We start from the raw sequence: 25,976 nt of genomic DNA on the forward strand, positions 1-25,976 counted from the left end.
AATCACCAGTTTATCTGGCTTGTCAGCAGTAGCAGAGATTCTCTGTGCCTTATACGCTGGAGGCATGAGCACACGACTTGAAGCTGGACAAACTGCACCCTCCTTTACCCTGCCTGACCAGGATGGCAAATCTGTCAGCCTGAGCGACTTTGCAGGGAAGAAAGTTATCCTCTACTTCTATCCTGCCGCGTCCACACCTGGCTGCACCAAGCAAGCTTGTGATTTCCGCGACAACCTAGATCTACTTGCAAACAAGGGCTATGTCGTTCTTGGAGTTTCAAAAGACCCACTGTCGAAGCTCAAAAAGTTTGAGGCTAATGAAAGTTTGACCTTCCCCCTCCTGAGTGATCCCGAACTTTCGGTTCACAATGCATACGGAACTTATGGCGAGAAGTCCATGTATGGAAAGACCGTTATGGGTGTCATCCGTTCCACTTTTGTTATTGATGCGTCAGGAAATATTGAGCTTGCTCTGTATAACGTTAAAGCGACGGGACACGTTGCTTCTTTGATGTCAAAACTAGGCCTGTAATCACAAATAAGTCATACTTATAGCAACACTCATCTTCACGACTTAGAGGTCTGATATCTGATGTCCAAAGACATCGTTGGTTACGAAACACAACTTGCAGAATCCATTCGCGCATTCCGCAAGTCAAGAGGTTTGTCTCAGGCAGACCTTGCCCAAAAAGCGGGCCTTGACAGAAAAACTATCAACAGGATTGAAAACGGGCATTATTCACCCACCATGTCGAATTTTTTCAATATCTCCAAAGCTCTTGACGTTGAACCACAAGATCTCCTAACACCAACTGTCTGTACCTCAAGCTAATTTCACTAATTAAGTTGACTTTGCTCCGTCCGGGACAAAGAAACGATATATTAGTGAGACAGTCATGGTACAAAATATGGGGGAATCGGTGGGCATTACGTCCATTCTTGAAACGTTGGATAGCGCAGGATGTGGCTACACAATCGACTCATTCAAAGTCGGCCCATTTCAAGAACGTGCGATTCAATGGGTAGCAGCTAGGCCAATTCTTTTTGGGGAAGAACAGGCCTGGCCCCCTATTTCCGAACCCCTCGAAGAGCTTCCTGAAAGTCACATGCTTGAGTTAGGGCTGAGTAACTCACATGGAAAAGTCAAAGAGTGCCCTTTCCAGCCACACTTGTGCCCTGGGGAACATTTGGTTGCCAGTGGCGTTGGAGTAGTTAGAAGTTAGAGCTTTTCTTCACGTGACGATCGGACGATAACGATCATTACCAGGACGATCGTCAGAATTGAAAGCGTGGCAAGAGTCCACCCCACTGATTGCCACTCGGATATTCCTGGAATAAACGATGTTGCAGCCGCAAATTGCAATATTTGCCAGGTAACAATTGCGCCCTTGGTCCAAGCTTGCTCTCTGAAAGTTCCAATAGAGGCGATGGCAAGTCCTAGGGCAATAAGCAAAGTGATTGCAAAAATAACTATTGCCCCGGCAACGTTAGAAACTTCTTGCACAAACAATTGAGAAAAGAAATAAAGGGCGCCTGCAAGAACAAATAATGATTCCAAACCAACCAACGATGCAAGCAGAATGACTAGGGCCCTACTTTTGGCATTTTTACCACGCTGAGGGTCCAAATTGGTGGGTTTTTCTCCCGAATTCATCTGAATTGCCTATTTTCTCTGAAAAAAGTCTTGACCTTAACTTGAAGGCGTGTCACCATTATCTAAGTCGATAAGTCCCCACGTCGAGGTGGGCAAGACATTTTCGCTCTGAAAATGGCCTTGGGACTGACTATCGACAGCCATTCGAATCAAGTCCGAATGTTCTTTTGTCTTTTTTAGCATGCCCACAAACAAGGAGTACCATCATGGATTGGCGTAACGACGCAGCTTGCCTCACGGTTGACCCAGAGCTGTTCTTTCCCGTAGGCAACACCGGCCCAGCTGTCGACCAGATCGACAAGGCGAAGGTCGTCTGCTCACGCTGCACCGTCACCGAAATGTGCCTCCAGTATGCGCTCGAGACCGGTCAGGACTCTGGTGTGTGGGGTGGACTCAGCGAAGACGAGCGCCGCGCACTCAAGCGCCGCGCAGCACGTGCACGTCGCGCAAGCTAATTAACTCTTCACAATATGCTCACAAGCTCAATGCTTGTGAGCATATTTATTTAAGTGACTTTTGGAGCATCACGGTTCCAAGCCAACGGTCAAACTTGAAACCAACGCGCCCCATCCGCCCTATTTCTTTGAAACCAAAATCCTTATGAAGTTTGAGCGAAGCTTCGGCTCCACCGTCAGCTATCACGGCAATCATTTCCTTGAGGCCAACCTGTTCAGAACGTGAAATCAGTTCTTTCATGAGAGCTTTGCCTAAGCCTTTTCTCGTGGATGCTGCCCGGAGATAGACAGAATTCTCTACAGTGAACCGGTAAGCACGCTTTTGCTTCCAGGGCGTAACCAGCGCATAGCCAAGGACTTGTTGTCCCGGAGACACGGCAACAATAAATGGCATGTTGAGCTTCTGAAGATAGGCAAACTTTTTCTTCCACGCCGTCAAGCTCATTTTGTTTTCATCGAAAGTCACCACGGAGTTCATGACGTAGTAGTTATAGATTTCCTGAATGTCAGGAAGGTCGGACTCTCGGGCTTCTCTGATTTCAAAAGAGAAAGGCGCCTCAGGCTCCGGCTTCTTTTGAAGATGCCGTGGCAACTGCCGCGGTTTGAGATATTCCTCTGGAAGCACGTGCCCAGCCTAACCGACTAGAACAACGCTGAATAGCTTGGCAACGCCCAATTGATGGGCGTCTGGCCAAGCTCTTCAAGAGCTTTATTGACTTTGCTGAATGGCCGAGATCCGAAGAATCCTCGCGAAGCAGACAACGGGCTCGGGTGAACAGATTCAATAAGTACTGATTTGTCCAGATAATGCTTTGCAGATATCGCGTCGTTGCCCCATAAGACTGCGACGAGTGACTTATCTTTTCTGTTATTGAGAGTAGATAAAGCTTGTGCCGTGACTTCTTCCCACCCAATTCCGCGAAGAGACCCGGCTGTACCGGATTCAACCGTGAGGACTCTGTTCAAGAGCATGACGCCCTGCTCAAACCAGGGTGTGAGGTCACCATTGGATGGTTGGGGGCACCCAATATCCGTTTGTAGTTCCGTGAATATGTTCCTCAAGCTTCGAGGCAGTTGGCGTTGTTTTGGAGAGACCGAGAAAGACAACCCAACCGCATCTCCTGGCGTTGGGTAAGGGTCTTGCCCAAGGATCACAACCCTGACTTCATAGAAAGGAATTGTGAACGCACGCATGACTTTGCGTGGCTTCGGAAAGATAGTTTTCCCTTGATCTAGCTCTCGTGTAAGTCGTGATTGGATCTCAACAAGAACTGGTTGGACAGGCTGAAGTGGCTCAACCCAACTCTGATGAATAAGCCCTGATTGTGCTAATTCCTCAAGATTGAGGCTGAGAGTCATCTTTGTGTTCTGAAGAATGCCCCGAATGGGAATTTTGGTGAGCTTGGTGATCAAGACTTCGCTTGTGAACGCTCTGAACTTTCTCGGTGAGGTAAGAAATAACTGTGGCCGTCGTAGCACCTACGATGATCATGCCACCGAGCATGAGCAATGAGGCATAAATGCGGCCAAAGATGGTGACGGGAACCATGTCGCCATAGCCCACAGTCGTAATGGTTTCGATTGCCCACCAGACTGCATCACCGTAGCTGGTGATGCTGGCTCCTGGTGCTCTACGTTCTGCCCCGTAAACAGCGAGTGACAAAACGTAGATATACATCAGTGCAAACGAAGCTGCATAGGCGACCAAACGAGCTCTGACGGAGGATCCCTGCTTTCCTCTAAACCAACGCAGTCGCGATAAATACATCAAAAGAAGGAAAGGTCTCGTGAAAGGGATTGCCATAGAAATGAGGTCAATGACGTTGCGCTTAAAGAAGACCCGCTTATCGTTCGACAGCGTGAGACGAACGAAATAGTCAATGATGAACGTAATCCAGATAACTCCCAGCATTACAAGGATGTACTTGTCTATTCCCTGGGTGAATACCTCATCGTTGAGAATCAGGACGGAGTATCCCAAGAGAAAAATAAACGACAAAAAGATAAAAGGAAGCGTGGTGTATTTCTCCCACGTAATCTCTTTTGGACTCCGTGTGTCTTCCACCAACATGCCGTCTGCGTTCATTACCAGTGGCTTGGGACTCTTTTCCATAGTTCTAGGCTAGTAAATATGAGCACACAACGGGTCGCGTTATGGGATAACGCCCGATTTGGTGCCATTGCCCTCATGGTTGCTGGTCACACTCTCACCAAGATGGTGGGAGAAAATGATGCCGCATTTACTCTTTATGTCTTCATCTATGCCTTCCACGTCCCCGTGCTTGTGGCGGTTTCTGGTTACTTCACCAAGGGAACAGCACCAGATGACAACAGAATCAGATCAGTCTTTACAGACATCCTTGTTCCGTATCTCATCTTTGAAGTCATTTGGTCAGTAGTCCTGTTTCTCTACAACGGCAGCTTCCGTCTGGACGTCACTCGAGCGTCATGGACTTTATGGTTCTTGCTTGCGTTAGCAATTTGGCGGATTATTCTGCCCTATCTTGTTGCATTGAAATATCCCTTGCTGATTAGCATCGTGATCTCAATCGCAGCAGGTTACTTCCCTATTGATCAAACTTTCTCAGCAGCCCGCGTGCTGGGTTTCTTGCCTTTCTTTGTTTTTGGCTGGCAGCTGCGCCAATGGAATCTCGGCGAGCGCTGGATTGCTCTTGGTTCTCAGTCAGTCATTCGCTGGCGCCTGGCAGCAACGACGTTCATGTTGGCCGTTGCCGTTGCTATTTCGATAAGCGTTCCATTTTGGCGGGAAGTGCAGATTCGTAGCTTCATTACCTATGACGCAGGCTATTCGTCATTTGGCTACGACCAGTGGTGGTCCGGCGCTGTGCGCCTTGCCGCCATGGTTGTAGCAGCCGGCATGATTATGGCTTTCCTCATTCTGATTCCTCGGGAACAGACCTGGTTTACCCAGTTCGGGCAAGCGACGATGTATGTCTACTTACTGCACACTTTTGTGCTTTACCCACTTCGTGAATATGGCGTCCTTGATGGCGAGCGCCCCTTCTGGTACATCTTGCTTGCTGTCGTTCTCTCTTTTGGTTTGACCGTTGCGTTGTCGACAAAACCGGTGGTCAAACTGTTCAAACCTCTGGTTCAACCCAACCTCAATTGGCTCTTTGTTACACCCCGTGACGCTTCCCGTTGAGTAGCTTTCTTTCTGGGCGTAACGTCAAAGCAAGTTTTGATTACCCAAATAAGGAGCACACCATGAGCGACAACCAAGCCAACTGGAAGTTTGAAACCAAGCAGATTCACTCTGGAGCACAGCCAGATCCAGTGACTAACGCTCGTGCTACCCCGATTTACCAAACCACTTCTTACGTGTTCAACAACGCCGAGCACGCTAAGAACCTCTTTGCTTTGGCAGAGTTTGGAAACATCTACACCCGCATCCAGAACCCTACTCAGGATGTTGTGGAGCAGCGTGTAGCTGCTCTCGAAGGCGGAACCGCAGCACTTCTTGTTTCTTCAGGCCAGGCCGCAGAAACTTTCGCAGTGCTCAACATTGCCGAGGCTGGCGACCACATTGTTTCTTCCAGCTCCATCTACGGTGGAACCTACAACCTGTTTAAGTACACCCTGGCCAAGCTCGGTATTGAAGTAACCTTCGTTGAAAACCAAGATGATGCTGACGAGTGGCGTGCTGCCGTTCGCCCCAACACCAAGCTTTTCTTCGGTGAAACCATCGGTAATCCCCGTATCAACATCTTGGACATCGGACTTGTTTCCAAAGTTGCTCACGAAGCTGGTGTTCCTCTCATTGTGGACAACACCATCGCTACCCCCTACCTGATCCGTCCTCTCCAGCACGGAGCTGACATTGTTGTACACTCCGCAACCAAGTTCCTAGGCGGTCACGGAACAGTCATCGGCGGAATCATTGTTGACGGCGGAAAGTTTGAATGGTCTAAGAACGTTGAGAAGTTCCCTGGCCTGACAGAACCTGACCCCTCTTACCACGGTGCAAGTTACACAACCGTACTTGGCGATTCGATTGCGTACATCATCAAGGCACGTGTCCAGTTGCTGCGTGACCTTGGTTCATCTATTGCTCCTGCAAGCGCATGGCAAATAATCCAAGGAATTGAAACCTTGAGCCTGCGTATTGAACGTCACGTTGAAAATGCGACCGCTATTGCTCAGTGGTTAGAAGCACACCCCCAGGTTGCTTCCGTGAACTACGCAGCATTGCCTTCAAGCCCGTGGTACACCGCAGCAAACCGCTATGCCCCCAAGGGCGTTGGTGCTGTGCTCTCCTTTGAACTCAAGGGAGGAGTTGAAGCAGGTAAGGCATTTGTTGACAACTTGGATCTCTTTAGCCACCTCGCAAATATCGGTGATGTTCGCTCATTGGTGATCCACCCAGCATCTACAACCCACTCACAGCTCACTCCAGAACAGCAGCTCACCACTGGTGTGACTCCTGGATTGGTTCGCCTTTCAGTTGGACTTGAGAACATCGACGACCTCAAGGCAGACCTCGAAAAGGGTCTGGCCGCTGCGGCTTCGATTTGAGTAGGAACGTATCTTGACGAATCCGCAGCTTAGATTCACCAGCCGTGAATAGCCAGAACAAGTCAAAAGCTTGCTAGCGTTACTATCTTGAGGGCTGACATATTCAGCTATCCATAGAGCTGAATTCGAGAGGCAGTCTTGGCAATTTCCACTAGTTTTCGTTTGTGGGCTTCCCTACTTGTAGTTGTGCTTTCAATAGTGGGATTTCAATTGTCAATTCTCACTACATCTATGTTGTTTGTGCTCAGTTTTGCAGTCTTGACTTTTCTTTACGCCAAGAGATTGGGGTTGGTTCTTTCCGGTACTACAGCATTCCTAATGTTGGGGTCAACTGTTCTTGTTTCAGGACTGCTAGGTACATTTATCCAAACACAATACGTCCAAACAATTGCAGTTTCATTGTGTCTGGTGACTTTTGTCGCAATTGGAATTGAGTTTGCAACTCAATCAAAGGCGATTGAAATAACAGCTGTCCTAGGTTGGGGAAGAGCCCAAACAACTTCTCTTATTGGGCCTCTCTTTTTTGTCATTTCTTTCCTAGCTTCAAGGTTTTTGCCGCAGGGTAACAAATTTGCCTGGGTAATGAATAATGACGCAGTCAATAACATCCTCATGGTCAGGGACTTAACAAATGACGGCGGCATACTCATCGGCGATGGAGGAAATCCTGTCCCCTTTACCACTTCCTTACTCTCAATATTTCTGGTTCAGCCAAATACCGACTACGAAAAACATGGAAATCTCATGGCTGATGTCCTCGGAATGCAGATGTATTGGCTCTTCACTGGAATTCTTCTCGGGTTAGCTGCTGGTCTGCTGGCAGCAGAGATTTCCCGGCGTCAGAACCTTTCCCAGAAATGGCAGATTCTTTCTGCTGGAGTTGCTTCCTTTGCTACAACAATGTGGTTCATTGTTGGATATCCGATTGAATACGGTTTTCTTAATGCTGCGCTGGGGCTGGCACTTCTTTTGGTTGCCACACTCGCTTTTCAATTCCAGGATGAGCAGCCTGCTGCAGTTCTTGGTGTTTTATTTCTGTCATCTCTACTCATCATTGCTACATGGACGCCAACAGTGATATTTATTCTTGCGTTCATAGCGATTGTTGTTGTCAGACAGAGAAAAACCATTTTTGTGCCAGATTTATCTGTTCTGTTTACTTGGGGTTTCCCAATGGTCATCACAATAGCTTTTGGCCTAGTTATTACAATCCCAAGTTTTATAAGGACCTCTTCGCTTTTGTCTTCTCCAGGGGGCGTTGAACATATACCGACTGCGATGTTGTGGCTAATTCCACTCTGCTTGGTATTGATTAGCCTGGTTGTATTTGGACCGAAGTCATACAAATTTATTGCATACTCCTCTGTGGGTATTGCCCAACTTATTGCAGTGAATGGACTTCTATTTCTCAATCGAAACTTAGACGACCCTTGGACCTATTACCCATTCAAGATGCTCTGGTTTGGCTCGGCATTCATTTGCCTAATTATCATTCCAATCGTGTTTGTATTCATAAGTAAACAGAAGCAAAAAATACTGCGTTACTCTCTTGCTTCGCTCTTTACATTCACCTTGTTGCTAGCACTCAACTGGTCGATTCCAAAACCCTCGACATTTGCTTTGAAAGATATATCTTCGATTTTCTTTTCCCCTCAAGGGGAGCTGTTTAATGATGAAGTCGCAACTCTAATGTTTAGGGACGACAACGAATCCCTCGTTGTTTATTGGATTTCGCGACGTGGCGATCAAGCTAGTGCTCTGAATTTTTGGAATATTTCGAATTGGGCCAATTCATTAAAACCGGATGTTTATGACATTCGATACCTTGCCTACTATTTGCCGCCAACAGACCCAAGACTGCTCTGCGACTTGGCTAGTTTGGCCAAAACTGAGCTAAAGGTTGTTTCCTCTGATGATGATTTACAGTCGGGCTTAGACGACTTTTGTCCTGATTTGCCCATTTCCATATCACGCGGCTAATTCCCCTGCAATTACTCTAAATAGCTGGGGTAGTCTCTTCACATGGTTGAAACGTTGATTGAAGTTGATGACCATGGTCACATTCGGCATTTGCAACTCAACCGTGCCGAAAAAATGAATGCCGCCAATCGGCAGATGCTCTCCGAGCTTTCTCTTGCCTACGCTGAGGCAGACCGTGACGACAATGTTCGGGTTGTTGTGGTCTCTGCCGCGGGTGAGCATTTCACAGCAGGTCTAGATCTTGCAGATGTGTTGGGAACTGCAAATGAGTCAGGACTTCAGCTCACACCAGCTGGAGGGATAGACCCCTGGGGTATCACCACTGAGCCCATTTCAAAGCCTGTGGTTCTGGCAGTTCAAGGAACCTGTCTCACTCTCGGCGTTGAACTCATTTTGGCTTCAGAACTTTCTGTTGCCGACGAGACAACAGTTTTTGGGCAACTGGAAGTCACGCGCGGAATCATGCCTTTTGGCGGTGCGACCACGCGCTTTCCTGCTCGGGTTGGGTGGGCTAACGCGTCTCGGTATTTACTCACTGGTGAAACGTTCAATGCTGAGGAAGCACTGCGTATTGGCCTCATTAATGAAGTTGTGCCTCGGGGCACTCAAGTTGAACGCGCACTGGAGCTTGCTACTCTCATTGCTGATCAGGCTCCCCTTGCTATTCAAGCAACACTGCGCAATGCTCGAATGGCTCGAGCGGCTATTGAAAAAGAAGCTTTGGGTTCATTGCCCCAGGAATTAGCTGGACTTCTCGCTAGTGAGGATTTCAAAGCAGGTGTTGCTTCCTTTGCGACGAGGTCAAAGCCAGAGTTCACTGGCAAGTAGGCTTAACGAACTATGGATTGGCAAGATTCCGCCGATAACCTGCCGTCAGGATTCATCACTGACGAGCAGGTTCGTTCTGTTGCCGGAAAACCTCCCGTCACCGGTGCGTGGCGCGATGGCGATGCACCAGGGAACCGCCAGTTTGCCAATCTAGGACCGTTTGATTTTGAATGTGGTGGCTCACTTCCCCACGTTCGCATTGCCTACGAAACCTGGGGAACACTCAACAACGCTAAAGACAATGCCGTTTTGGTTCTTCATGCCCTCACTGGTGACAGCCATGTTGTGGGGCCCGCCGGAGGCGGTCACACCACAGCTGGCTGGTGGAATGAAGTTGTTGGACCGGGGCTTGCTATTGACACTGACAAGTGGTTTGTTGTTGCACCCAATGTTTTGGGCGGTTGCCAAGGTTCTACTGGACCTGCATCGCTTGCTCCTGACGGATATGAATGGGGCTCTCGCTTCCCCTACACAACAATCCGTGACCAAGCGCGTGCCCAAGCACTTTTTTCTCAAGTAATTGGCATAGACAAGTGGGCGGCGGTTATCGGCGGCTCCATGGGGGGAATGCATGCACTCGAATGGGGTGCGATGTTCCCTGAGCGCGTCGAGCGCTTGGCGGTGCTTGCCGCACCGCCAGCAACAAGCGCTGATGAGATAGCTCTCAACACTGTTCAGATCGAAGCAATCATGCTAGATCCTGCTTTTCGCGCAGGGCACTACTACGAGGCAGCAGATGGCGTGGGCCCCTATCGGGGCTTGGCATTGGCTCGCAGAATTTCTTTCCAGAACTTCCGTACCCCCGCTGAGCTCAATGAGCGTTTTGATCGTTCCTCGCAAAGCGACATCAGTCCTTTAGGTAAGGGTGGTCGTTTTGCAGTGGCCAGCTATCTGGACTTCCATGGCAACAAATTCACTCGCCGCTTTGATGCCAACAGCTACGTCACCCTAGTTGAAGCCATGAACTCCCACGATTTGGGTCGTAATCGAGAAAGCATTGAATCAGTGCTGGAATCGATCACGATTCCCACACTGATTATTGGTATTGATAGCGACCGTTTCTTCCCCCTGGCAGGCCAACAACGACTCGCTGCCCACATCCCCGGAAACATCAACGGCGATGAGCCTGCGCTCTTGAAATCAGACTTTGGTCACGACGCCTTCTTGATCGAATCTGAATTTGTGGGAGAACAACTCAGCAGGCTTCTTGCAACCTAAGTGCGGTATTACTGCTTCGAGGTAAAGTCCTTGAGCCAATCAGTGAATTCGCTACCTAGGTCTTCACGCTCACTTGCGAGCTCCACAATTGTCTTGAGGTAAGAAAGTCGGTCACCTGTATCAAAACGGCGGCCTTCAAAGACCAGTCCAATAACTGGACCAGCTAATTCTGGGTGAGCCGCCATCTCATTCAATGCATCAGTGAGCTGATATTCCCCACCCAAGCCTGGCTTGAGGTTTCTGAGAACCTCAAAGACTCCTGGTTGTAATACATAACGACCAATCACAGCAAAGTTCGAGGGTGCCGCTTCTGCTGATGGTTTTTCAACGAGCTCTGAGACTTCTACGACGTTGTCGTGACGATTTGCTGGCCGAATAATTCCATACTTGTGAACGTCACTTTCAGGAACTTCCATCAACGCAACCACGTTGGCTTGAGTATTTTGGGCAATCTCAATCATGTCTGTGAGGAGAGTGCCGTTTGCTTCAATGAGATCGTCACCGAGAAGCACGGCAAACGGTTCATTGCCCACAAAAGTTTCGGCTTTCGAGATTGCGTGGCCTAGTCCTAACGGATCTCCCTGACGGACATAGTGCAAATCAGCAAGACCTGTTGCCTCTGCAACAACACCTAAACGATCATTGTCACCTTTTTCAATAAGAAGATTTTCTAGCTCAACCGCGCGGTCAAAATGGTTTTCTAAAGCGTTTTTGTGTCGTCCTGTAATCATGAGCACATGTGCAAGGCCTGCGCCAACAGCTTCTTCAACAACGTACTGAATCGCTGGCTTATCAACTACGGGCAGCATCTCCTTAGGTAATGCTTTTGTCGCAGGAAGGAACCTTGTTCCTAATCCTGCTGCAGGAATAACTGCCTTTGTAATGTTGCTCACGACTCAACACTACCTGCGAGGTTGTGAGGCAAGGACGTGGCTTTCGGCTTAGATTCATAAAGAATCCACACTGAAACTGCTAGAAGCACCACTTCTCCGATATTCCTCAACGTCAGCAGACTCAATTCAAGAGGTTGAACGCTCAGTAGACCTGCATAAAGGTAAGGGTAGAAGCTCTGTGTCAATGCCGCCAAGACCAGAGCGATTACTGCAGGGGCAAGGAAGCGTGCGCGCTCCATCACTAGCCCGGCAATAATGGGGGCAGCAAGCCAGCCGATGTATTGAGGCGAACCAACTTTGTTGAACACAATGAGGACCATAGTGAGTCCAAGCGCAACCGCGGGCAAAACATGGCTAGGACGTGAGCCCTTTCGATGAAGCAGCATTCCCCAGCCCAATATGCCCACAAATCCCAGAGCAATGAGGACCGAGGAGAGATCTGCAGCAATAGTCGTTCCTTCACCCGTTACTTGGAAGGTCAGAATGACGGTGTCGTAGTAAACGGCATAACCTTCCTGCCCCAGCGCAGCAAGCCAGAGAAAAGGAGTTGCGAGAGGAGCTTCTATTTGTAGGCCCCGCGTGGTTTGTTGTCCAAGGAAACTGAACAGGTTACTTGCACCACCCAGAATCACCGCAATGGCAAAAATCACTCCGGAGGTGACCAACACAGAGATAAAGACTGTTTTACGGCGATCAACGGCAACCAGCACAGCCGCTAATAGAGCAGCCGGAGAGACTTTGATCCATGTGGCAACAGTGAGCAATGCTCCCGCTACAGCCGGGCGTTCAACAGCAACAAGCAAACCGATTGTTGCCAAAGGAGTGATGACTGAATCTAGCCGCGCCACTGCAATAGGTCCCAACAGTAACAAAAAGGCGAGCCACCACCATGCAGCTATGCGTTGCACCTTGTTTCGGGTAGTTCCCCGAGCTGAATACAGCAAATACGCGAAGGCGGCGGCATTCAGAACAGTGACGAGAACTATCCAGCCCAGGGCATATAAGCCTTGCCCGGCAAGTAGCGGCAGCAATATGGGGACCAAGGCCAAAACGGGATAAACCCACACAGTGTCAATGCCGATTGTTCCTGCACCTTGAGCTGCTTGTGCTGCCCACATCTCATATACGAAAGAGACATCCCCGTATGGGACTGCTTCTGCGACGTAGCCTTGCCAGCCCAGCCAGACGCCGACCACAACAAAAACCGCCCACAACACTAGTGAGCTCCCCCAGATTCGTGACGTCATAACAGTGAAGAGCTGCCCTCTGATATCAGTTCATAAACAGCGTGGGATACCAGCTTGGCAACTTCAAGTGCAGGAAATGGGCCCTGCCTAGCAGCGCGAAGTCCTACTTGCCCATGAATATAGACACCGGTAGCTGCATATTCAGCAAGCTCTGTGAGTTGTGGAACTCGATTGTGGCTCTGCGTAGCAATGATAGCGGCAATAATTCCTGCGAGAACATCACCTGTTCCTGCTGTGGCTAACCACGTTGTTGGTGCTGTCACGCGGGTAATGAACCTGCCACCGGATTCATATTCAGGCGCAGCAATGATTGTTTCGTAGCCTTTGAGAACAACCACGACACCGAGTTCATCAGCTGCTCTGGCTGCCCAGCGCTCATTGGAGTCTTCGCCTTGAGGAACGAGTCGCTCGAGTTCTCCTTCGTGCGGAGTAATGACCGCTGGCGCAGATACTTGGTCCAATAAAACCAATCCCCCAGCATCCACGACTACGGGTTGAAGCCCCAAGCATGCACGAGCAAGATCAGGCAATTCTGGATTGAAATAGGGGTCTGCCACCATGCCAGAACCGACTAGCCAGGCATCGATGGCCCCAGAAACTGTCACTGTTTCAGGCCGTCTAGCCAGAACCAATGATGCAGGTTCTTTTTCGCCGAGGAATCTCACCATGCCGATGCCTGTGCGATGGGCTGCCTCGACTCCCAGAACAGCAGCGCCTGGATAGGTTGCTGATCCTGTAACTACTCCGAGTACCCCATGAGAGTACTTGTTGTCTTTTGGCGTGGGAATACGGATGTGCGCAGCTGCGTCAGCTGCTCCCCATTCGCCGATGTGATGCATGTTCCCAGTCTTGTTCATTTGGGAAAGAACTACCACCGGCGGGTGGCATCGTTGACTTCACCCACAAGCTCTTCAATGATGTCTTCCAGGAAGAGCACACCGGTCGTTTCCCCCTTGGCATCAACAACGCGAGCCAGGTGAATACCTGTGCGCTGCAGTTGAGCCAATACGTCTTCGAGATCAGTGGATTCACTCACGGAAGCTAGTTGCCTAATGCGCTTGGTTTTGATGGGACCTGTGTGGGTTCCTGCTTCAGAAATGTCATCGTCATAGGTGAGCACGTCTTTGAGGTGGATATACCCCATAGGTTCCTGTTGGGCATCACTGATGACGTAGCGAGAGAATCCATACTTCGCTACTGCCTGTTCCAGCTCACTCACGGTGGAGCTTTCACTCAGGGTGACCAAGTTATCTAGTGAAACTTTGATGTCGCCTGCTTTTTTCGTGGTGAAATCAAAGGCAGCAGAGAGGGTTCCCGAACTGTCCTCGATGGTTCCTTCTCGGGTGGAATGGGAAACAATCGTGGCTACCTCGTTGAGAGTAAAAACACTGTTTGCTTCTTGGCGAGGTTCAACCCGACACAACTTCAGCACACCGTTAGCTATCTCGTTCATGACCCAGATCACAGGCTTCACAACGCGTGCAATAAAGACCAAGGGCGGAGCAAGGATCAGGATGGCCTTGTCAGGAACGGAGAACGAGGCGTTCTTGGGAACCATTTCTCCAAAGATCACGTGCAAGAAGGTGACCAGCACTAAAGCGATGGTGAAGCTTATTGCTGAAATCCAGCCAGGTGCCAAGCCCGTTCCATACAGTGCCATCTCCATTAGGTGGTGAATGGCTGGTTCAGACACGTTCAAAATAAGCAGCGAAGCAACAGTAATGCCCAACTGGCTTGTGGCCAGCATCAAGCTCACGTGCTCCATGGCATAGAGCGCCGTCTTTGCAGAAGCTTTGCCCTTTTGCGCAAGTGGTTCAATCTGCGAGCGCCTCGCAGAGATGACAGCAAACTCTGCTGCCACGAAGAAAGCGTTGACGGCTAAGAGAACGACAAGCCAAATCAGTCCAGCCCAATCACTCATCGCTCTCACCACCCTCGTAAACAGGTGCGGGGGTGAAACGGAGACGATCGATGCGGCGTCCATCCATGCGAACGACCTTGAACTCTCCGCCAGGAACGTGGACAGTGTCTCCCTGTTCGGGAATTCGACCTAATTCACTCATTACGAAACCGGCTACGGTTTCGTAGTTCTCGTTTTCTGGGACGGTAATTCCAGCGCGCTCTTCGAGCTCATCTGGTCTGAGAGATCCAGGGAAGGTGAGGTAGTCAGCAGTGGAGACAATACCTGCGCGAGAGCGGTCGTGTTCATCGGCGACTTCACCCACAAGTTCTTCTACGAGGTCTTCGAGTGTGGCAATTCCTGCCGTGCCACCGTATTCGTCGACAACCATGGCCATCTGAAGGCCTTTGCCACGCAACTCTGCCAAGAGAGCATCAAGAGACATGGTGTCTGGAACTCGTAATGGCTCACTCATCAACGCAGAGACGGGAACTTCACTGCGTCGCTCACGCGGAACAGATATTGCGTTCTTGACGTGCACAACACCGACAACATCATCGAGGCTATCTTCGGCCACGGGAAAACGGGAGAATCCCGTTTTCCGGGCCAACTCAAGAACGGCTCGAGCCGAATCTCCTGGTTCTAAAGATTCGATACGTAAGCGTGGGGTCATGACATCACTGGCAGAAAGTTCGCTGAATGCCAGAGTCTTGCCCAGCAAGGTTGCCGTATCTGCCTCCAAGGCACCCTCGCTGGCTGATCGTCGCAGGAGTGATGAAAGTTCTTCAGCAGAACGTGCCCCTGAGAGCTCTTCCTTGGGCTCTAAACCAAATCCTCGCAAAACCGAATTGGATAGTCCGTTGAGGAAAGAAATAACTGGTTTGAAGATGAACGTGAAAGCTGTTTGAAAAGGAATGACAACTTTGGCTGTGGCTTGAGGAATGGCCAGGGCAAAGTTCTTGGGAACGAGTTCACCAATAATCATTGAAAGTACTGTGGCTATCACTACCGCACTGACACCTGCAACGGTGCGAATAACGGCCTCATTCCACCCCAGCGAGGAAAGCGGTTGGAAAAGCAGAGCAGAAAGCGCAGGCTCCATCAAGAAACCTGTCAGCAACGTGGTGAGGGTAATTCCTAGCTGAGCACTGGAAAGATGCGTTGACGTGATCGTCAACGCTTTGATGGTCATGCTGAGGCCTTTGACGCCTCGCTCTCGCTGCGCTTCAAGTTCTGGGCGATCGAGATTGACTAAAGCAAACTCGGCAGCGACAAAGAACCCAGTTCCGACGGTCAGCAGGAGACCAAAGCCGAAAGCAATCCACTCGCTACCCACAAGAACCACCACGCTCTCTGCGTGAGCATGACAGAGCTATGTCGTGGTTTCGGGCTCGCGGGGGGTCGTCCATTGCTCTTGTAGTTTAGCGAAGAAGCTGAATAAAGCCTTGACGTACTACGAAGAGATGCTGAGAAACCGCAGAGGAACTTCAATAGACACATCAGTACCACCTTCAGGAGCTGGACCCCATTCGATACTGCCACTGAGCTCGCCTTGGATGAGTGTTTTCACAATCTGTGTGCCCAGTCCGTCTCCGATTTCTCCCTCGGGCAGTCCAGTTCCGTTATCGACAATGTGAACGCTCAAGAGCTCATCTGTGCGCTGGGCTTCAATAAGCACAGTGCCTTCACGCCCTGCTAGACCGTGCTCAACAGCATTTGTGACGAGTTCTGTGAGAGCAAGCGCCAGTGGGGTGGCATATTCGCTGGGAAGAACTCCGAAGCTTCCAGAAAGCTTCGGGTGAACTGTTGTTCCGTGAATGGCGGCAACTTCAGCACTGAGCATCAGTACTCGGTTAAAGACATCATCAAAGTCCACGTTTTGACTGAGGCCCTCAGACAGGGTGTCGTGAACCACCGCAATGGACGCAACGCGTCGCATCGCTTGGGTGAGTGCTTCACGCGCTTCGTCAGACTGAGTTCTGCGTGCTTGGATACGAAGCAGGGATGCCACTGTTTGTAGGTTGTTCTTTACACGGTGGTGAATCTCACGGATGGTGGCATCTTTGGTAATGAGTTCCATCTCTTGATTGCGCAACTCAGTGACATCGCGGCAGAGCACAATTGCACCGGTTCGCTCACCAAGGTGGCGAATAGGAATTGTGCGAAGCGAGATCGTCACACCCCTGGCTTCGATGTCTGCACGCCAGGGTGCTCGACCGGTCACAACGACAGGTAGTGACTCATCCACGTTGATTTTGCCTGTCAGCACACGAGTAGTGACCTCAGCTAGAGTTTCACCCTCGAGCTCATCATTGAAACCAATACGGTTGAAGGCTGACAGTGCGTTAGGGCTAGCAAAGGTCACCACCCCATCAACATCCAGACGAATCAAACCATCTGTTGCACGGGGTGCCCCACGTCGTGGCGAAGCAGCTGCTTCAAGGTCAGGGAAGTCTCCCGTGGCAATCATGTCAAAGAGATCATTGGCACAAGAATTGAACGTCAATTCCTGTCGACTGGGTGAGCGACTTTCGGAAAGGTTGGTGTGCAGAGAGATGACCGCAATAGGGCTGGTAGGTGCAGGGTCACTTGAGCCCTGGCGGACTCTGCGCACGACAGGAACGGCACGAACTCGAGTAGGAGTTTCTTCATACCACGCTGGAGAAGAAGACTCGATAATCTCTGAGGTTTCGTATGCTTCGTTGACCTGAGCTCGCCACTCTGCTTTGATTTTCTGGCCGACAAAGTCGCGATAGAACAAGGTGGCGGAGCTAGATGGGCGGGCGTGTGAGACTGCAACGAAGGAGCCATCGGTAGTGGGTGCCCACAACACAATGTCGGCAAAGGCCAGGTCAGCAATGAGCTGCCAGTCACCAATAAGCATGTGAAGCCATTCAATATCGGCGGCCGATCCAATTCCTTGGGCTTCCATGATGTTGCTAAGTGTCGACATACCTCTAGCCTAGAGTCATGCGTAAGAAGTGGTTGTGGCGAACACTGGCTGTTCTCGCCGGGATTATGGTGGTGACTGTTGTGGCATTTACGATAAGCCCCTGGCCCAGTGCCTTGATTATTCGTGAGGTATTCCAAGATGGCGCGAAAAAAGTAGCAGCCATCATGGCACCCTATGCACCCACCAGCGGTGTTGATTCTGTCTTGGACGTTCAATACGCCGAAGGCTCAACCGAGCCCTACGTCACACCATCCAGCTTTACGCAGCTGGACGTGTTTTTTCCCACGGGGACAACGGAACCACTAGGAACCGTGATTTGGACTCACGGAGGCGCGTGGATTTCAGGAAACAAGTCCAATGACCGTAGTTACTTTGAAATCTTGGCTTACAAGGGATACACCGTCGTAGGACTCAACTACACCTACGGGCCTGAAGCGCAGTACCCCACTGCAGTTTTTGAACTCAACCAAGCACACAAGTTTTTGCTCGAGAACGCAGACAAGTTCCACATCAACCCTGATGCGATTGTGCTCGCAGGTGATTCTGCTGGAGCGCAGCTGACCAGTCAATTGGCAACCATCATTACTAAGCCCTCTTATGCCGCTGGCATGAAGATCACACCTGCCCTTTCACCGGACCAGCTTCAAGGAGTTGTGCTCAACTGTGGCGTATATGAAGTGATGTCACTTCTGGGACAAAAGGGAATTTTGGGCTGGGGTGATGACGCATCACTCTGGGCGTACACCGGAGACCGCGATCTAGCTAACTCTGCGGCCGTTGCGGAAATGTCCACTATCCACCACGTGGATGGCAACTTCCCCGCAACCTACATCTCTGGCGGTAATGCTGACCCACTGACGGCTGAGAACTCCAAGCCATTCGCTGCAAAGCTGAAGTCACTGGGTGTGAACGTCACGGAGCTGTTCTGGCCGGATGACTACACCCCGCCACTACCACACGAGTACCAGTTCAGGCTGAATCTTGATGCTGCTCAAACTGCTTTGACCGAAACGCTTGCTTTCTTGGACGAGAGAATTGGTTCAAGCACACAGAACTAATTTGTCAGTGGGTCATGCGAATATTCATGAATGAACCCGAAACCCAGCGCAATTATTTACGTTGACGCATTCAATTTGTACTACGGGTCACTTCGCGGGATGTCATTTAAGTGGCTTGATTTAGAGGCTTTGTTTGACCGGTTGCTTCCAGATTTTGACGTTATTTCCATCTACTACTTCACTGCGCGGCTGCGAGAAAATGCGAATCCTCGAGACCCAGATGCCCCAAACAGGCAAAAGACTTATCTCAAAGCACTTTCGACGCTGAAAAGGGTCAAAGTGGTCTACGGGAACTTTTTAGTTCTTCCGTCTTGGGCTCCCAAACGAAGAAGGTCTCGTATTGCAGGTTTCAAGTTGCCAAAAAGTTGGAGCTTTGGTCGCAACACCAAAATCTGGAAAGTAGAAGAAAAAGGATCGGATGTTTCTCTTGGTTCAAGAATGACTATTGATGCTTCTAATCAAAAAGCTGACTTGTATGTGATGGTCTCAAGCGATTCTGATCTGGCTCCAACAATTGACATGATTCTTTCGGAAACAGACGCAAGGATTGCCCACTGTCCTCCTCGACCTAACAAAAGCAAGCGGCTTAGCGCATGCGATTTTGTATTCACTATCCGAATTTCACATGGCGCATTAAGGGATTCCCAGCTGCCTACTGAGATTGTTCTTCCAAATTCCGGAGCAAAAATAAGCGCACCCATAAGTTGGAAAAAATAACGCCCCGAGTTGAATTCGGGGCGTTAGGCCCAGAGACGAAACCCTGGGGGTGATATACATCAAAGATATCAGACTCCTCTGACAGTGATTCGAAAATGTTTCACAACTTTGTTGTCAAGCAACATTTCTTTGAAGTTGAAGCCCTTGTGCAATTCCAGCAAACTTCTTGCGCACCTTGCTGTTGTGAGCCGACATGCTCAATGGTTTTCCGCTTGCGTAGCTAGCGTTGAGTGCTTTCTCATCCAGAGGGAGCTCGTACACTTCGTGCAAACCAGCAAAGCGGCTTAGTGTTTGTGCCGCATGGGAGCTTCCTCTGGGATCAAGTCCAGTTCTGACTTTGTTCACCACAATCAATCGCAGTGACTGAGGGTAAAGATCAACCAGGACATCGTGAGCGCGAATAAACCGAGCTATGCCTAGCGCATCAGCACTGGCAACCTCCACGATGCAATCAGCATGCTTCAGAACTGTGAGAGTAGCCGCATTGCGTCTGGGGGCGAAAAGATCACTGGTGATTTCTTCATCTGTTTCTAGGTTGAATCCCACATCGACAACAATCACGTCATAAGTTTCTGCGGCACAGGCCAGAACATTCTTGACCCGCTCTGCCGTGAGCTCTGGCCACCTATCCGTTCTGGTTATCCCCGATAGAACGCGCAGCTTCCCAGCTGATGTTGAGACGGAGTGAGAGAGATTTTCTATGTCTCCCGCTGTGAGAGTTCCAGACTCTGCTAAGCGGCATGCTGCTGCAAAGCCAGCCGCATCATCGATGAGTCCGAGTGTGGGAGCAATGGCTCCGCCATAGCCATCAGCATCGATAAGGAGCACCGATTGTCCCATCTCAGCTAACTCAGCTGCCACATTGATGGCCACAGTGGTTCGACCTGGCGCCCCGGTAGGTCCCCAGACAGCAATGAGTTGACTCATGAGGTCTTCCCGCGAGTGGGGACAAGAGACAAAGCATCTCCGTTTGCTTGAGACTCTAGGAGGGTAGCAACTTTGTTTTGTGGAACAACGAGTTCAACTTGCACTCCCCCGTTAGATGCTGCCAAACCGGTTGCCTCGGTGATGTGTGCAATCTGAGCACCCGAAATGATGACCGAGGGTGGGCCAAAGACGCCCTGCCCCACTGACATCGATGCCCAGACATCCACAGAAGAGCCGACCACAGCTTCAGAAGCAAGTGGAACATCAAGCTGGACCACCACGTTCGTGGTGGCGACCTGCTTGGCTGTTCCAATTGCACTGACGGGTACCAGTTCCCCTGCTGCCACAGCTTTTGTTACAACGGAGCCAGGCGTGAAGTCCTGTGCGGTGAGGTACGACGTACCTGATTTCCCCAGCTTCACATCAGAGAGAACAAGATCATTCTTGTCGAGAACGTGACCTGGGGTGAGCGTGGTTGAGGCGACATAGACAGCTGTGGTGTTATCTGTCGCCGTGACGAGGGTAAAGCCTCCCAGTGCAGCGCCTACGACGAGCGCTAATCCGATGAATAGTCGCGTATCGAAGCGACGAGTCTTGATTTGAGTCATGAGAAGAATCTTCTCGAAAGCATTCACGGTCCCGAGAAAGTTATCCACAGATTGTTTTCTTATCGGTTATTGGGCCCCGTACTTTCCTAATCTGGATGCATGAATGATTTTGGCTCTACTGATGTGAATACTGACCGTTTTCTTACCGTGTCCGAAGCAGCGGAACTTTTGAAAGTCTCTGTTGCGGATGTCCACGAACTTATCTCCTCGGGGGAACTTCAAGCTTTCCAAGTGGGAAGCCGGGGGCCGTGGCGAATAGAACACCACATTCTTGAGCTGTTTATTGCTGAGCAATACGAGATTTCACGTCGCAGTGCGATGTGGAATAACTCTTCTGTGGCCTCAGCGAACAACATCACTGATTTCTAACCTTTCAAAAGAAAGAAATGCTTCCCAGGGAATGTGGGAAGCATTTCTTTTTTTTTGCTTTTCAGTGTTCTTACTAGTTGTACTTATTCGATACGGACGTAGAGCACTTCCGTCAATGCGCAAATGAGCATTCCATGGGATGTGCGCAGGTCAAGATGGTCCTGTCCCACATGATCGATGGTTCCTCGAATGTTCTGCGTTTGTGAGGCAATGGTTACTGTTTTGCGTCTGCGGCCAATGTCGCGCAGGACGAATGCCAAATTCACCTTCTGTGCGAGCCTAGTGCGTGAAGAAAGTGATTCCAAGGCACTGTCTGTGACCTCACCAACCTGATTTCCTAAGCTCAGGCGTTCACACTCGATTGGAATGCGAATTGACCGGAGAGCGAGAAGGGAAACAATCAGTGCCCCGTGGAGTTCTTGAGGGGTGTCAACCTCAATAGCTACCCAGTCTTTGCCTACGTTCTTGATAGAGCCCGTGATTTCTCGTCCGGCAGTGAGATTGAGAGAAATCTGATGAGGGTCTTGATCTGCCTGGATCGCGATCAGGCGGTCTCGAAGCGTCAGCTTGGAACGCCTCTCACGCTCCTCGTCTTCTAGGCGGTTGAGCAACTCTGCATCCAGCTCACGCTCAAGTTGGCTCTCTAGATCGTGAAAGAGGTTATCTAAGGTCATAGTCAGCGAAGGTAGGCAGCGAAGCTGAGAATCTGCTGGAGTTATCCACATCTTTCCTGAGAATTAGACTTTTGGTCTATTTACTGTGTCACAGTGTTTCCATGACTCCAGCACAAGCTCTCAATACACGGACATCCACCTTCGACCAGGATGAATATTTCGGATATCAACCGACCGCTACCTCTGCACTGCCCGACCCGCAACCGATGGTGGAAAACCTTGCCCGCTCCGTCATGGAAATACTTGCTGACTGCCGAGAACTCGATCAGATAGCACGTTGGGTCAGCGATGAGGTCTATCGCAACCTCCTCAAACGCGTACACATTTCCCGTCGAGCACGTGCAGTAAAGAAAATGCCTGCAGTGCGCCCCACCTTTGGCTTAGGTCGCACCATCATTACAAACCCCACAGATGGTGTTGTGGAATCTGTCGTGATTGTTCACGGCAAAGCCCGCACGCGCTCTATTGCCATCAGGCTCGAAGGTATTGATGGAAGGTGGCGTGCGACCGCAATCCACGTGCTCTAAACCAGAGCGGGCTTTTCTTTGTTGTAGCGAACAAACAGCATGCCGACCCGAAATGCTGATTCGCTCACGATCAACAGCAGCCCAGCCGTGATCAATAGGCTCACCGCATAGTTGGAAAAAGTGCTGTTCTCCGACACCGTTTTCACGACAACAAGGAAAACTAGAGCCAGGTACTCGGCACCACTGTTACGCACAACCACAGCTTTTTTCTCGGGAAGTGGGCGAACCCACATGATCCGTGTTCGGTAGCGAGCAAAGAAGTAGCCACAAACAACTCCTATGCCTCCAGCAACCCAGTGGAGTGGATCTTTAGTGAGGTCGTCCCACAGCACGATTCCGATAAAGAGCACTTCAAAAACGGGGTCAAAGATGGCAAGCCAGAGAAGACTCACATATTCACGTTTGGGCAAGTGGAGAACGTTTTTGCCATAGTTGCGAGCTTTGAGATCGAAAATGATCATCACGACTATCAGTGGCGACAACCACAGAAGCAAGAGCCAATCATTCTCCATGGCAGAAGCTTAGCCCTGGAGTTACTAGCTCAGGAGAAAGAAAAAGGTGTTACTTTTTCTTCTTCTTGCGACGCTCAGCTCGGTTACCCGCGGGTGCTCCGGCAGTCTGTTGACCAAACGCACCACGTGTTGCCACGGTGGGGCCGGTGGGGCGGTTGTTCTCGGGAACAATCTGGCGTCCATTGTCGGCCGCCTGCTGGGCACGAGCAGTCTCAGCCTGCTCAACTCGTCCACGCTCGTCACGAACCTCCACCTGGCCGTCTTCTGACGGTGCGGTGTAGCTCAATTGCGCGTTGGCATCTTCAGACTGGCCCAGGCCCTTAGCAGCGATGCTGGGGTGTTCTGGATCGCCTTCAGCAACATTGACCTGAACTTCGAGGTTGAACAAGAAGCCGACCGATTCTGCCTTGATGGAAGCCATCATGCCTTGGTAGAGGGCAAAACCTTCACGCTGGTACTCAACCAGTGGGTCACGCTGCGCCATGGCACGCAGACCAATACCGTCCTTGAGATAGTCCATCTCGTAGAGGTGGTCACGCCAACGACGATCCACCACGGAAAGGACTACACGGCGCTCCAGCTCTCGCATGGCGGTAGAGCCCAGCGATTCTTCACGGCGCTTGTATGCCAAAAGAGCATCCGACTGGATTTCGCGGCGCATGAACTCCTTGTTCACACGACCCTTATTTCCAGCTTCTTGGATGACTTCGTCGATCGTGATCGAGACAGGGTAGATGGTCTTCAGTTCCGCCCAGAGCGCGTCGAAATCCCAGTCATCTCCGTTGCCTTCGCTGGTGTGAGCAGCAAGAACTTCATCGACAACATCCTCAAGGAACTTGTGAACACGATCTTGCAGATCGTCACCTTCAAGGATGTGAGCACGGTCGGCATAAATAGCCTCACGCTGACGGTTGAGAACGTCATCGTATTTGAGAACGTTCTTACGCATTTCAGCATTGCGTGCTTCAACCTGTGACTGAGCAGAGCGAATAGCACGGCTCACAATCGAAGATTCGATAGCAGTGTCATCGGGAATGTTGCTGCGGGTCATGATGGCTTCTGCAGCACCCGAGTTGAACATACGCATGAGGTCATCAGTCAAGGAGAGGTAGAAGCGGCTTTCACCGGGGTCACCCTGACGTCCAGAACGTCCGCGAAGCTGGTTGTCGATACGACGGGATTCGTGGCGTTCAGTTCCCAGAACGTAAAGACCACCAACGGCAATAACCTTCTCTGCTTCTTCCTGAACACGTGCCTTGACCTTGGAGAAGGCCTCTTCCCAGGCAGCTTCGTATTCTTCAGGAGTTTCAAGCGGGTTGAGTCCCTTAGAGGCGAGCTCGGAAACGGTCAGGTGCTCAGCGTTACCACCGAGCATGATGTCGGTACCACGACCAGCCATGTTGGTGGCAACGGTTACCGCACCCAAACGACCAGCCTGAGCGACGATAGCTGCTTCACGAGCGTGGTTCTTGGCGTTGAGAACTTCGTGACGAATGCCCTTCTTGGCCAGAAGCTTAGACAGGTATTCGCTCTTCTCAACCGAGGTTGTTCCCACGAGGACGGGCTGGCCCTTGGCGTGGCGTTCAGCAATGTCGTTGGCAACTTGCTCAAACTTGATGACTTCGTTCTTGTAAACCAGGTCAGGCTGGTCAATGCGCTGCATGGGCTTGTTGGTGGGGATGGGAACCACACCAATCTTGTAGGTGCTCATGAATTCGCCGGCTTCAGTTTCGGCCGTACCGGTCATACCGGAGATCTTCTCGTACATACGGAAGTAGTTCTGCAAGGTCACCGTAGCCAAGGTTTGGTTCTCGGCCTTAACCTCGACGCCTTCCTTGGCTTCGATGGCCTGGTGAATACCTTCGTTGTAGCGGCGGCCAGCAAGAATACGACCGGTGTGCTCATCAACGATGAGAACTTCACCGTTCATCACGACGTAGTCTTTGTCGCGCTTGAACAAGGCAACTGCCTTGATGGAGTTGTTCAAAAACGAAATCAGCGGGGTGTTTGCAGACTCGTAGAGGTTGTCAATACCGAGGTAGTCTTCAACCTTTTCAATACCTGGCTCGAGAACACCAACAGTGCGCTTCTTCTCATCGACTTCGTAGTCAACGCCAGGCTCAAGCGTGGTGGCAATCTTGGCAAACTCGGTAAACCAGCGGTTGGCTTCACCGGAGGCAGGTCCAGAAATAATCAGTGGGGTACGAGCCTCATCGATAAGGATGGAGTCGACCTCATCGACGATGGCAAAGAAGTGTCCGCGCTGAACTTTGTCAGCAGCGCTCCAGGCCATGTTGTCGCGCAGATAGTCAAAACCAAACTCGTTGTTGGTTCCATAGGTAATGTCACACAGGTACTGTTCACGGCGTACCGCTGGCTGCTGACCGGCGGTGATCACACCGGTGGTCATGCCTAGGGCGCGGAATACGCGACCCATGAGTTCAGACTGATAGCTAGCAAGATAGTCGTTCACTGTTACTACGTGAACTCCACGGCCTGCAATCGCGTTGAGGTAGGCGGGAAGAGTGGCAACCAGAGTCTTACCTTCACCGGTTTTCATTTCAGCGATGTTGCCCATGTGCAGCGCGGCACCACCCATGAGCTGAACATCGAAGTGGCGCAGGCCGATGGTGCGTCGTGCTGCTTCACGCGCGGCAGCGAAAGCTTCAGGCAGCATGTGGTCGAGAGATTCACCCTCGATGTAGCGCTTACGGAAATCGGTGGTTTCAGCACGAAGCTCTTCATCGGTGAGGTTGATGAATCCCTCTTCAAGTTCGTTGACGGCCTTCGCAAGGTTTTCTAGTTTGCGTAGGGTTCGGCCTTCACCAACGCGAAGGACCTTGTCAAGAATGTTTGCCACTGAAACTCTCCAAATACTGGTGCGCTGTGTTTATTAACGGCATGCACATAAGGGCGGTCT

27 protein-coding genes are annotated in these 25,976 nt (G+C 50.6%); 12 read left to right on the forward strand and 15 right to left on the reverse strand.

Going from position 1 to position 25,976, the window contains the following annotated elements; all coding sequences use genetic code 11:
* Positions 1-64: 64 nt before the first annotated feature.
* Both bcp and AURUGA1_RS06150 read left to right on the forward strand, forming a co-directional pair.
* Positions 65-532, forward strand: coding sequence for a thioredoxin-dependent thiol peroxidase (gene bcp, locus AURUGA1_RS06145; protein WP_114129334.1), 468 nt, complete (start codon positions 65-67; stop codon positions 530-532).
* A gap of 60 nt (positions 533-592) precedes the next feature.
* On the forward strand, positions 593-832 hold the full coding sequence (locus tag AURUGA1_RS06150; RefSeq protein ID WP_114129335.1) for a helix-turn-helix transcriptional regulator: 240 nt from the start codon (positions 593-595) through the stop codon (positions 830-832).
* 387 nt (positions 833-1,219) lie between these two features.
* Here AURUGA1_RS06150 and AURUGA1_RS06160 read toward each other — a convergent pair whose 3' ends face one another.
* Complete coding sequence (locus AURUGA1_RS06160) at positions 1,220-1,654, reverse strand: hypothetical protein (protein WP_114129337.1); 435 nt, start codon at positions 1,652-1,654, stop codon at positions 1,220-1,222.
* Positions 1,655-1,860: 206 nt separating this feature from the next.
* On the opposite strand from AURUGA1_RS06160, the gene AURUGA1_RS06165 reads away from it, so the two are divergent.
* On the forward strand, positions 1,861-2,109 hold the full coding sequence (locus AURUGA1_RS06165) for a WhiB family transcriptional regulator (RefSeq protein WP_096380259.1): 249 nt from the start codon (positions 1,861-1,863) through the stop codon (positions 2,107-2,109).
* Positions 2,110-2,155: 46 nt separating this feature from the next.
* Here AURUGA1_RS06165 and AURUGA1_RS06170 read toward each other — a convergent pair whose 3' ends face one another.
* The 3 genes from AURUGA1_RS06170 to AURUGA1_RS06180 are packed head-to-tail and all read right to left on the reverse strand — an operon-like array spanning position 2,156 to position 4,222.
* Positions 2,156-2,734 (reverse strand): GNAT family N-acetyltransferase, encoded by a 579-nt coding sequence (locus tag AURUGA1_RS06170; protein ID WP_114129338.1) that lies wholly within the window; start codon positions 2,732-2,734, stop codon positions 2,156-2,158.
* 17 nt (positions 2,735-2,751) lie between these two features.
* Positions 2,752-3,468 (reverse strand): uracil-DNA glycosylase, encoded by a 717-nt coding sequence (locus AURUGA1_RS06175; RefSeq protein ID WP_114129339.1) that lies wholly within the window; start codon positions 3,466-3,468, stop codon positions 2,752-2,754.
* The gene (locus tag AURUGA1_RS06180; protein WP_114129340.1) at positions 3,446-4,222 is read right to left on the reverse strand and encodes a potassium channel family protein; all 777 of its coding nucleotides are present in this window, start codon (positions 4,220-4,222) and stop codon (positions 3,446-3,448) included. The genes AURUGA1_RS06175 and AURUGA1_RS06180 overlap by 23 nt, the downstream gene beginning before the upstream one ends.
* 18 nt (positions 4,223-4,240) lie before the next feature.
* On the opposite strand from AURUGA1_RS06180, the gene AURUGA1_RS06185 reads away from it, so the two are divergent.
* The 5 genes from AURUGA1_RS06185 to AURUGA1_RS06205 all read left to right on the forward strand — a co-directional run bounded on the left by AURUGA1_RS06185 (position 4,241) and on the right by AURUGA1_RS06205 (position 10,671).
* Positions 4,241-5,275, forward strand: coding sequence for an acyltransferase family protein (locus tag AURUGA1_RS06185; protein WP_114129341.1), 1,035 nt, complete (start codon positions 4,241-4,243; stop codon positions 5,273-5,275).
* 62 nt (positions 5,276-5,337) lie between these two features.
* Complete coding sequence (locus tag AURUGA1_RS06190) at positions 5,338-6,645, forward strand: bifunctional o-acetylhomoserine/o-acetylserine sulfhydrylase (protein WP_114129342.1); 1,308 nt, start codon at positions 5,338-5,340, stop codon at positions 6,643-6,645.
* A gap of 138 nt (positions 6,646-6,783) precedes the next feature.
* The gene (locus tag AURUGA1_RS06195; protein WP_162784078.1) at positions 6,784-8,625 is read left to right on the forward strand and encodes a hypothetical protein; all 1,842 of its coding nucleotides are present in this window, start codon (positions 6,784-6,786) and stop codon (positions 8,623-8,625) included.
* 42 nt (positions 8,626-8,667) lie between these two features.
* A complete protein-coding gene (locus AURUGA1_RS06200) occupies positions 8,668-9,453 on the forward strand; it encodes a crotonase/enoyl-CoA hydratase family protein (protein WP_114129344.1) in 786 nt (261 codons plus the stop codon).
* A 12-nt stretch (positions 9,454-9,465) separates the two neighbouring features.
* Entirely contained in the window at positions 9,466-10,671 is a 1,206-nt protein-coding gene (locus tag AURUGA1_RS06205; RefSeq protein WP_114129345.1) for a homoserine O-acetyltransferase, read from the forward strand.
* An 8-nt stretch (positions 10,672-10,679) separates the two neighbouring features.
* On the opposite strand, the gene galU is transcribed toward AURUGA1_RS06205, so the two are convergent.
* The 6 genes from galU to AURUGA1_RS06235 form a co-directional block, all read right to left on the reverse strand.
* Entirely contained in the window at positions 10,680-11,564 is an 885-nt protein-coding gene (gene galU / locus AURUGA1_RS06210; protein ID WP_114129346.1) for a UTP--glucose-1-phosphate uridylyltransferase GalU, read from the reverse strand.
* Positions 11,561-12,781 carry a glycosyltransferase 87 family protein gene (locus tag AURUGA1_RS06215; RefSeq protein ID WP_162784079.1) on the reverse strand — a complete coding sequence of 407 codons (1,221 nt, stop codon included), beginning with the start codon at positions 12,779-12,781 and terminating at the stop codon, positions 11,561-11,563. Before AURUGA1_RS06215 ends, galU begins: the two co-directional genes overlap by 4 nt.
* Before the next feature lie 26 nt (positions 12,782-12,807).
* On the reverse strand, positions 12,808-13,650 hold the full coding sequence (locus tag AURUGA1_RS06220) for an ADP/ATP-dependent (S)-NAD(P)H-hydrate dehydratase (RefSeq protein WP_114129744.1): 843 nt from the start codon (positions 13,648-13,650) through the stop codon (positions 12,808-12,810).
* Positions 13,651-13,679: 29 nt separating this feature from the next.
* Positions 13,680-14,732 carry a hemolysin family protein gene (locus AURUGA1_RS06225; RefSeq protein WP_114129348.1) on the reverse strand — a complete coding sequence of 351 codons (1,053 nt, stop codon included), beginning with the start codon at positions 14,730-14,732 and terminating at the stop codon, positions 13,680-13,682.
* The gene (locus AURUGA1_RS06230; protein ID WP_240187417.1) at positions 14,725-16,056 is read right to left on the reverse strand and encodes a hemolysin family protein; all 1,332 of its coding nucleotides are present in this window, start codon (positions 16,054-16,056) and stop codon (positions 14,725-14,727) included. Before AURUGA1_RS06230 ends, AURUGA1_RS06225 begins: the two co-directional genes overlap by 8 nt.
* A 108-nt stretch (positions 16,057-16,164) precedes the next feature.
* Entirely contained in the window at positions 16,165-17,664 is a 1,500-nt protein-coding gene (locus tag AURUGA1_RS06235) for a sensor histidine kinase (RefSeq protein WP_114129349.1), read from the reverse strand.
* Positions 17,665-17,681: 17 nt separating this feature from the next.
* Between AURUGA1_RS06235 and AURUGA1_RS06240 the strand changes: the two genes are divergently transcribed.
* Both AURUGA1_RS06240 and AURUGA1_RS06245 read left to right on the forward strand, forming a co-directional pair.
* Positions 17,682-18,722 carry an alpha/beta hydrolase gene (locus AURUGA1_RS06240; protein WP_114129350.1) on the forward strand — a complete coding sequence of 347 codons (1,041 nt, stop codon included), beginning with the start codon at positions 17,682-17,684 and terminating at the stop codon, positions 18,720-18,722.
* 30 nt (positions 18,723-18,752) lie between these two features.
* Positions 18,753-19,439 carry an NYN domain-containing protein gene (locus AURUGA1_RS06245; protein WP_114129351.1) on the forward strand — a complete coding sequence of 229 codons (687 nt, stop codon included), beginning with the start codon at positions 18,753-18,755 and terminating at the stop codon, positions 19,437-19,439.
* 114 nt (positions 19,440-19,553) lie between these two features.
* Here the strand turns inward: AURUGA1_RS06245 and AURUGA1_RS06250 are convergent, their stop codons facing one another.
* Positions 19,554-20,366, reverse strand: coding sequence for an AAA family ATPase (locus tag AURUGA1_RS06250; protein WP_114129352.1), 813 nt, complete (start codon positions 20,364-20,366; stop codon positions 19,554-19,556).
* Complete coding sequence (locus AURUGA1_RS06255) at positions 20,363-20,974, reverse strand: SAF domain-containing protein (protein ID WP_162784080.1); 612 nt, start codon at positions 20,972-20,974, stop codon at positions 20,363-20,365. Before AURUGA1_RS06255 ends, AURUGA1_RS06250 begins: the two co-directional genes overlap by 4 nt.
* Before the next feature lie 99 nt (positions 20,975-21,073).
* Between AURUGA1_RS06255 and AURUGA1_RS06260 the strand changes: the two genes are divergently transcribed.
* Positions 21,074-21,343 (forward strand): helix-turn-helix domain-containing protein, encoded by a 270-nt coding sequence (locus tag AURUGA1_RS06260; RefSeq protein WP_114129354.1) that lies wholly within the window; start codon positions 21,074-21,076, stop codon positions 21,341-21,343.
* 83 nt (positions 21,344-21,426) lie between these two features.
* On the opposite strand, the gene AURUGA1_RS06265 is transcribed toward AURUGA1_RS06260, so the two are convergent.
* Positions 21,427-22,068: a hypothetical protein gene (locus AURUGA1_RS06265; RefSeq protein WP_114129355.1), complete on the reverse strand. Its 642-nt coding sequence runs from the start codon at positions 22,066-22,068 to the stop codon at positions 21,427-21,429.
* Between the two features lie 50 nt (positions 22,069-22,118).
* On the opposite strand from AURUGA1_RS06265, the gene AURUGA1_RS06270 reads away from it, so the two are divergent.
* On the forward strand, positions 22,119-22,544 hold the full coding sequence (locus AURUGA1_RS06270; protein WP_114129356.1) for an Rv3235 family protein: 426 nt from the start codon (positions 22,119-22,121) through the stop codon (positions 22,542-22,544).
* Here the strand turns inward: AURUGA1_RS06270 and AURUGA1_RS06275 are convergent.
* Together AURUGA1_RS06275 and secA are read right to left on the reverse strand one after the other, a co-directional pair.
* Positions 22,541-23,056: a hypothetical protein gene (locus AURUGA1_RS06275; protein WP_114129357.1), complete on the reverse strand. Its 516-nt coding sequence runs from the start codon at positions 23,054-23,056 to the stop codon at positions 22,541-22,543. The genes AURUGA1_RS06270 and AURUGA1_RS06275 overlap by 4 nt on opposite strands.
* Positions 23,057-23,105: 49 nt before the next feature.
* Positions 23,106-25,916, reverse strand: coding sequence for a preprotein translocase subunit SecA (secA, locus tag AURUGA1_RS06280; RefSeq protein WP_114129358.1), 2,811 nt, complete (start codon positions 25,914-25,916; stop codon positions 23,106-23,108).
* Positions 25,917-25,976: the final 60 nt, after the last annotated feature.

The organism is Aurantimicrobium sp. MWH-Uga1 (genome assembly GCF_003325955.1).
Taxonomy (GTDB): Bacteria; Actinomycetota; Actinomycetes; order Actinomycetales; family Microbacteriaceae; genus Aurantimicrobium.